9 protein-coding genes and 1 pseudogene are annotated in these 8,050 nt (G+C 37.5%); 6 read left to right on the forward strand and 4 right to left on the reverse strand.

The window, feature by feature from the left end; genetic code table 11:
- Positions 1-255: 255 nt before the first annotated feature.
- Positions 256-1,932: pseudogene (locus QAI40_RS15940) on the reverse strand (IS1634 family transposase).
- 161 nt (positions 1,933-2,093) lie between these two features.
- Positions 2,094-3,251: a tyrosine-type recombinase/integrase gene (locus tag QAI40_RS15950; RefSeq protein WP_299983710.1), complete on the reverse strand. Its 1,158-nt coding sequence runs from the start codon at positions 3,249-3,251 to the stop codon at positions 2,094-2,096.
- Positions 3,252-3,930: 679 nt separating this feature from the next.
- On the opposite strand from QAI40_RS15950, the gene QAI40_RS15955 reads away from it, so the two are divergent.
- The 6 genes from QAI40_RS15955 (at position 3,931) to QAI40_RS15980 (ending at position 7,246) form a co-directional block, all read left to right on the forward strand.
- Positions 3,931-4,188: a hypothetical protein gene (locus tag QAI40_RS15955; protein WP_304511820.1), complete on the forward strand. Its 258-nt coding sequence runs from the start codon at positions 3,931-3,933 to the stop codon at positions 4,186-4,188.
- Positions 4,189-4,308: 120 nt separating this feature from the next.
- Complete coding sequence (locus QAI40_RS15960) at positions 4,309-5,307, forward strand: S66 family peptidase (protein WP_299983712.1); 999 nt, start codon at positions 4,309-4,311, stop codon at positions 5,305-5,307.
- A 39-nt stretch (positions 5,308-5,346) separates the two neighbouring features.
- Positions 5,347-5,619 (forward strand): DUF6812 domain-containing protein, encoded by a 273-nt coding sequence (locus QAI40_RS15965; protein ID WP_299983713.1) that lies wholly within the window; start codon positions 5,347-5,349, stop codon positions 5,617-5,619.
- 49 nt (positions 5,620-5,668) lie between these two features.
- Positions 5,669-5,851 (forward strand): hypothetical protein, encoded by a 183-nt coding sequence (locus QAI40_RS15970; protein WP_299983714.1) that lies wholly within the window; start codon positions 5,669-5,671, stop codon positions 5,849-5,851.
- 59 nt (positions 5,852-5,910) lie between these two features.
- A complete protein-coding gene (locus QAI40_RS15975; protein WP_299983715.1) occupies positions 5,911-6,888 on the forward strand; it encodes an aldo/keto reductase in 978 nt (325 codons plus the stop codon).
- A gap of 10 nt (positions 6,889-6,898) precedes the next feature.
- The gene (locus QAI40_RS15980; RefSeq protein ID WP_299983716.1) at positions 6,899-7,246 is read left to right on the forward strand and encodes a peptide chain release factor family protein; all 348 of its coding nucleotides are present in this window, start codon (positions 6,899-6,901) and stop codon (positions 7,244-7,246) included.
- Positions 7,247-7,299: 53 nt separating this feature from the next.
- Here the strand turns inward: QAI40_RS15980 and QAI40_RS15985 are convergent, their stop codons facing one another.
- Both QAI40_RS15985 and QAI40_RS15990 read right to left on the reverse strand, forming a co-directional pair.
- Positions 7,300-7,731 carry a hypothetical protein gene (locus tag QAI40_RS15985; RefSeq protein WP_299983718.1) on the reverse strand — a complete coding sequence of 144 codons (432 nt, stop codon included), beginning with the start codon at positions 7,729-7,731 and terminating at the stop codon, positions 7,300-7,302.
- 101 nt (positions 7,732-7,832) lie between these two features.
- A partial coding sequence (locus QAI40_RS15990; protein ID WP_304511821.1) for a hypothetical protein occupies positions 7,833-8,050 on the reverse strand: 218 nt, incomplete at its 5' end.

Raw genomic sequence — 8,050 nt, forward strand, 5'->3', positions numbered from 1 at the left:
AGAAAATATATAAGAGAGCAGGATAAAAAACATTAGAAGATTAACGATTTAAGTAGCCCCTTGAGGGGCTTTCCTAACACAATGCCCCCTTCGGAGGGGGCTTCATCATACCTCCTGCTATGCAGGAGGTCGGTGATTTGATTTTTCATCTTCTTTCATTTTTTAGATAAATTAAGGTTGATTTTTTTTTGCTTCCTTTTACCTCACATTCCACACCCCAAAGTTCAGATATGAGGTGTTTTTAGAGGAGGTCAGTTATCCTCCCGGCTTTGTGAAAATTTGTTCATTTAATCCCAGGGCTCTTAAATACTCCCGTTGATTTGGAGTCAGAGGCTTGTTTAATCGCCTGTGTTTTCCTATTTTGAGAATCATCAAATACTGGAAGCTTGTCATCAACATAAATGCTGTGGGCTTGTAGGTTCTTCTTTTAACCCAGCCTGGCAGATCCCTTTTGTTATCCTTTGCATATCGCCTCATGTTGTACTCAATAAGCCGCCAAATAAGAAGAGACAGAAGCAGAACAAGGCCTAACACCTCTATTCGTTCAGCTTTTTTGAGAAAGATACAATTCACGATGGGCGTATTTTTTATGAAACCAAAGTTCTGTTCAATCCCGTATTGATCTTTATAGGTCCGCAGGATATCGTAAGAGCTGTAGCCCTTTTGACCATTAATGGGAACATTGCTCAAAAGTACAAAGCAGCCGGCTTCCTTTTTAAACTCTTCAACTGCACCGGTTTCCACAATATTGGTGCTCACACCGTACATCATCTTTTCCAAAGTCCTGCTTCCGTCTTTTTTGGGCCTGCCGCGCCTGTACTTTGGAATTTCAACAATCTGTGTTTCAGGGTTATAAAAAACAGGTCTGTCTTTTTGAATTCTTTCAGCGGCTTTCATGGCATCCGCCCGGCAGAAAAACTCTTGTTTTGATATCTCTTTTATCTTTTTGGAAAGTTCTGTGTGTGCCTTTTTAAGTTCACGCTCAATTCGGTTTTGCCTCCTTTTATCATGGGCGCTTGAATGGACGACAACAGCCCTGTAAGTTTTATTGTGAAGAACCGCTTTGGTTTCCCACACTTTGTAAACAGCAGCAGGCCTTTTAGTCGTTTCCATGGTAACGGATAATTTTCCAAGTTCAATCCATTCATCCTTTTCAACGGCACTTCTAATCAGGCGGGAACACTCTTTGTAGTTTGCAGGCAGTCGGCTGATAAATTGGATTTCATCTCCGATCTTTTCAAGATTTTTTTGTGTCACCATCGCTGAATCTGCAATGTAAATAAACCCCTCTTTCTTTATTCGGTTTTCCGCCATATATTTTGATATGGATGAAAGGACCTTGTTGTTGATAACCTTGTCTGAGGCATTGCCATCTTCGGTTTGCCCAAACACTGGTATAGTGCGATCAACTCACAGCATCTTAACCAGAAATTGTTTCAGATCAGGCCTGTGGTCTTTGCTGTGGCCATGGACAATATTCATTGTATCACTGCTGTTGCTTTTTCCTGAATACATGGGGTAATCACCATGGACGCTCACTGATGTGGTATCAAAACTTAAGTGACTGCGGTCAATATTGAACTGTTTTAACGCCTGCAAAGAAATTTGTGAGAAGACTTTCATTGCGCCATAATTATGGATTCTATCCAGAACACGCCCCACAGTGTGATCAGAGAACTTCGTTGGGTCCACTTTCTTTCCCAGCAGAAGCTGCGTGTCCTGATGTTCAAAATATTTGTTCAACCGGTACAAAGGGTTCCTTCCGGTCAATGTGTCAAGCACCATACCCAGAATAATCGTGCCGGCATCAATTTCCATTTGAGTCGGTACCAATGTGTTGATAATTTCAACAACACCAATTTTTTGTGCATATGCCGTGACAATGGGAAGGTGCTGAACTGTGAAGCCGTCTATATCTGGTTGATTTTCCATTTTTACCTCAATGTTTTTTGTTCTTTCATCGAGGGAATCATAATAAAGAATCCTAGAAAAATCTAGGCTAAATATCATTCAGTGAATAAAACCCATTCAATATTATTGTTTATTAGGCCAACTATCTAAAATAACAACAAATAAAACTTTTTAAAAAAATCTTAGTTTTTTGTATTAAGGGTGTTGAATGTGAGTTTTACAATTTGTGCCATCTGAAATGAAGTATCATCTTGAAATTGACAATATCTATCAAAAGCTTTATTTGTCTCATGGGCTGATGCTTTCCGAGCATTTTCAGTACCGGCCCTTCTTGCAATCTCTGTAGTAGTAGTATGTCTTGTGCCGCCATAAAGGTCTAAGCCCTCAACCCCCAATTCAATACAGGCTTTATCCCACCATTTTTTAAAATATTTTGCACCAAATGGTTGATTTGGTTTTGTGCTTTTAATGCCACCATGATGACGGAAAAAGAAAACTTCCGGCAGGGCAGGGAAGTCTTTTTTCATTTTCTTTAAACTATCAATATGCTGATCCAGTAAACGAACTGTTTTGATTTTGTTTTTTGATTTGGTGGGAAAATATATTGTCAACACACCATTTTCCAGATCAATATCTTTTTCTTTGATTTTAAGAAGATCCCCAGGGCGAAGACTAACATAGGTTGATAAAAGATCGATTCCAAACCAGACTTTAGGATTAATTTTATAGGATATTTCAAAAACCTTTTCAATAATGGCTTCCTGAGTCTTCATGTCTGTAATGGTTCTATAAGCCAATTCATATTTAATTTCAGGGAATATCGGAATTTGTGCTGTATTAATGACCCCTCTTCGAAGAATCCAATTCCAGAAATCATGCAATGAACTTTTATAATTATGCCTGGTTTTTTCAGAAATTCCTTCAATAGAAAATAAATAATCTTCAATATCTGCCCCGGTTATATCTTTGATATTTCGATCTTGAAAATAATCCTGAGCAATTTTAATATGTCTTTTCTTATCTTTGAAACTTTTTAATGTCCGTTTTCTGTTAAGATATTTTTCTGAGAGATTATTGAAAGAATAAGGCTTGCTTGCCTGATAATCTTTTGGATCATATGTGCCTTTGACGGTTTCATGTCTCAAACCATAAAGAAATTGAATTGCCTGCTTTGTATTGGTGAAAGATTTATTCATGTCTTTGCCAAACCGCACTAAACAAATTCCAGAACCTAAAACTTGTTCATGCTTTGGACATACAAATAATTCTTTTCGTTCGTTGAATTTAAGAGCTTTGCCACAAAGATGGCATTTTCCTCTTGAGTAAATCCCGCCTTTCATACAAATGCCTCCAATGATCTGATTGGAAAAAGTTGTAGTATGTGAAGGCAAGTATGTCAATCAATTATCCTGATTTAAATGTTCTGGTTTGTCATCCTGGTTGTATAAGGCATCAAATAGAAAAAATTCATCTGAATTCATTTGTATTACGTAACCAGTATTAGGAACATATTCTCCCGCATATTGACTTGAGTAAAGACGATAAGGAATATTATATTTCTTCCAGATTTGGAAGCCGTTTCCACGCCTTATAAGGCAGTGGGTATGTGGTGAACTTCCTGATGACTTTCCCATGTTTAAACTTGAAAATATATATCGTTATTGCATTGAAATGATTGGTTCTGAGGAACATTCTGTTAGATTAATGGGAATGGGACTTGCTTATTCATTTTTTATCTCCTTCATTCGTTTTATTGCAAGGCTCAAATTTTTTTTAGGTACCTTCCGACTTTTTTGAATAATGGAATGTAATATGACAACAACGATGCTGTATGTGGCTTGCTTAAATTTGGCCCCAATTTTTCTATCAATTCAAAAATTTATTTCAGGAGCACAAACAATGAGACCGCAAACGTTTCAGAAGAATAAAAAAATCTGGAAAAATACCTAAAAAGAGAGTACAGTATCCGTAAAATTGCCGGGAGAAAAAGGATTTAATAATATTAGAAGGAGAACTGGTATGATCAAAAACATCATTACCATTGGAACAATTCTGGTGCTTGTGTTTTTGGGTAGCGCAGTATTCGCCCGGGGGGGAGGAAAAAGTGGTCATGGTATGGGTAACAGCGGATCCAGCCTTAATATATTGGATATGAACCAAAACCAGCTCCAGCACCAGCTCCAGCACCGGAATCAGTACCGGAATCTTCATCAAAACCAGAATCAAAACCAGAATCAAAATAAAAACGCTGTCGAGACTTTGAAAACTGATAATTAGCCACTTTAACCGTATTTGATTATTCCAAACCTGAACTATTGCTTTGTAAGCACAATCTGTCTTTTGTCTAACACCGATGCACAATGAAATCATTTTTAGACAACCCTTATAAGGGAAAATATGATATTTGAACTGCTTAAAAAAGGGGATACAATAGCGTTTTTTTCACCATCTTCTCCTGGTACAGTTACGGCTCCGAAAAGATTTGAACGGGCAAAGGGATTTCTTGAAAGCAAAGGATTCAACCTTTTACCGGGAAATCTTACCGGCAAAAAGGATGTGTACCGGTCCGGCAATACCAAACAAAGAGCAGATGAGCTCAATGACCTGATTTCTAACCCTGACGTAGACTGTATTCTCTCCACCATTGGCGGAATCAATTCAAATGCATTGCTGCCCTATATTGATTATGATGCATTTAAACAACATCCCAAGATCATCATCGGCCATTCAGATGTTACCTCAATTTTGCTGGCACTCTACACTAAAACTGGTATCACTACATTTTACGGGCCGGCCCTGATTCATTCCTTTGGAGAATTTTCACCATTTCTGGACATGACCTGGGCCTATTTTAAGGATATTCTTTTAAAAAAACAGTCACTGCCTTATACATATAAAATGCCAGATTATTGGACAGATGATTTCATCAATTGGGAGGAAAAAACAAACGATAAAACCCTTAACAAAAACCAATGGATAACCGTAAATAAAGGACAGGCTGAAGGAAAAATTTTAGGCGGAACATTAAATGCCATAAGTACAATTATAGGTACTGAATATATGCCTTTAAAAGATAAAAATACAATATTGTTTATTGAGGATACCACCAAAACAGCTGCCTATATGGAACGGTTGTTTTCACTTTTAAAAGCACATAATTATTTTGAAAATGTATGTGGAATCATTTTGGGGAAACATGAACAATATGATGACCAAAATACAAGTAAAAGGCCCCATGATATTTTAATGGAAATCGCAGGGAAGACAGATATACCAATACTTGGAGGATTTGATTGCTGCCACACTCATCCTTGTTTTACACTGCCTTTGGGCAAAAAAATCAGGCTTGATGCAACAAAACAAACAGTAAGTCTTCTGGAATCATGGGTTGAATAGAAACTTATTCCAAACGATCTTTTTCATAGGAGGTTCAAAATGGCTGAGCAAACACTAAACAAAGAAATTAAAAACCGGACTGTTAGGATTAGGCTCATTGATGGCTCCCAGGTATCTGGACAGGTAAACATAAACCGTGACCCTGGTTATGACAGAGCAAGTGACCTTGTAACAAGTTATAGAGAGCCCTTTTTGATTTTATTCGATGTAACTGTTAATACGTCTGGTCTTGAAAGTTCAATAAAGCATAAAACCCTTTTTATAAATAAAAGTCATATCATCTGGGCGGCCCCTGACGATACCCAGAAATAAGATGGACTTATTAAAATGATTGACAGTGCATAGGATAAAAGGAGTTGCCATGATCGAATATGCTGTTGTATCAGGAAAAAATTTTATAGGATTGATAGAGCCCGGTTTAATTCCATTACAGAGATTATATGCAAAATTAGGCATAAACTTATCACTTGGTGAAGCCGGTGTTGTCTCATTGGTTTTAATACTGGTAATTCTTGTATCATCCTTTTTCCTGTATACAAAATAGAAGAGAAGTTATGAGAAACCAATCAGAGATGATTTAAATTTCTATGCTGAAGGATCGTTATGCGCAAACGGACGTTGGGTAAAAATCACTTGGAAATATCTTCAATCGGTTTGGGTTGCTGGGGAATGTCACACGCGTATGGGAAGGCTGATGAAAAAGAATCTATCGCAACCATAAATTATTGTCTCGATCTTGGCATTAATTTTCTGGATACCGCAGATGTATATGGAGATGGTCACAATGAAAGACTTATAGCGAAAGTATTAAAAAAAAGACGACAAGAAGCAGTCGTGGGAACAAAATTTGGATTTGCAGGAGATGAAGATGGTAACGTTAGAGTAAACGGCCGGCCGGATTATGTTCAAAGCGCTTGTGAAAAAAGCCTTCAACGATTGAATATTGACGTTATTGATCTTTATTACTTTCACCGTTTAGATCCGGAGGTACCTATTGAGGAAACAGTAGGGGCTATGGCCGATCTTGTCCGGCAAGGCAAAGTCCTTTATTTAGGCCTTTCCGAAGTCTCTGCCGCAACAATCAAAAAAGCTTCTACTGTTCACCCAATAACAGCCCTGCAGTCTGAATACTCTTTATGGCACAGGAATGTAGAGGAAAATATTTTACCCACTTGCCTGGATCTCAATATTTCGTTAGTTCCTTTCAGTCCCTTGGGCAGAGGATTTTTAACCGGAGCTATTAAAAGCCCAGGTGATCTGAGAAAAAATGATTATCGCCGTATGATTCCCCGGTTTGATTACGTGGCAATGGGAAAAAATCTTTCAATAGTAAACAAACTTCAACAATTAGCTAAAAAAAATGATGTTTCACCTTCACAATTGTCATTGGCATGGCTATTGGCCCAAGATGATTCCATTGTGCCCATACCAGGGATGAAGCAAAGAAAATATATTGGCGAAAATCTGGCATCTGTTGATATATCTTTGCCTGATGAAGTTATTACGGAACTCAACACTATGGAACTGGATGTTCAAGGCGGCCGCCATAACAAATTCAATCTACAGTTTGTAGAGGAATAATTGGAAAACAATGGGGCCCAGTAAAGATAAATTATTGAACCTCGAAAAGAGGATGAAAGCCCTGGGAATCAAAAAAGAAGATATTGAAGAAAAATTCATCAAAGCATCGGGCAGGGGAGGACAAAAGGTCAATAAATCATCTTCTGCTGTGTTTCTTAAACATAAAAAAACCAATTTATCGGTAAAGTGCGGAAAAGCAAGATCCCAACATTTAAACAGGTTTCTTGCCTTAAGGACTCTTATTGAGAAAATAGAAGAAAACATAACAGGTAAGAATGATAAAGAGCAGAAAAGAATAGAAAAAATAAAAAAACAAAAACAAAGAAGAAAGCGAAGAACGCAAAAAAAATTGCTATAAATGCATGATTTCAATCCGGACGTCTGAAGTCCTGGTCAACAAACACTGGATGTTTAAAAAGCACCCAATTGACAGGGTTTTATCCGGATGTTTTTTTTCTCACATGCCGATCCTATATCCACTCTTTTGATTTTTAGATTCTTTGCGATATTCCAGCATTCCAAACAGGATATCCTGCCGTCTTTGTCTGTCTTGTCCAGTTGTTCGTTTAAATCAGGTGCAATTTCAATATTCGGATCAATCCTTTTTTTTCCATCGCTATAGCCAAACAATCCAAGCTGGCACTCTGCAATTCGATATTCTAAAAGATCTGTCTGGACACCGATTTCAGATGGAGATATATTAAGTGCTTTTCCAGCCCGATGGGCTGAAGTACACCTAAGGCAATTATCATCGGACACTGCTCGTATTTTTTCAGCTATGGCTTCATTGATTTGTCTGCCTTTATGTTTTGCTGCAAAATGTCCTTTATCCTGGTGTCCCATAATTCCATCCTTTTGATTCTTGTTATTTGGTTGGTCTTTTTATATATAAACGAATTTTGATCCATAAGAAAGGATACATTTGTATAATTGGAGCATTTGGTTCAAAAATTTTCCAGATGATCTATGTTGCCTTCCTGTGATGAAAGAATTAATAACTTCAATTTCTGTTCAGAGCAAAACTGGATATTTGCCATAAGAATCAAATTTTTATACATCTGCCATAAACCCGTTACGATCCAGGTTATCTTATCCGTCCAGTGCCTGAATAATTTTTTAAAGTTCTCAAAGGTCTTCCATTGAACAGCAGAAACTCGCATTC

It is taken from the genome of Desulfobacula sp. (genome assembly GCF_030611305.1).
Taxonomy (GTDB): domain Bacteria; phylum Desulfobacterota; class Desulfobacteria; order Desulfobacterales; family Desulfobacteraceae; genus Desulfobacula.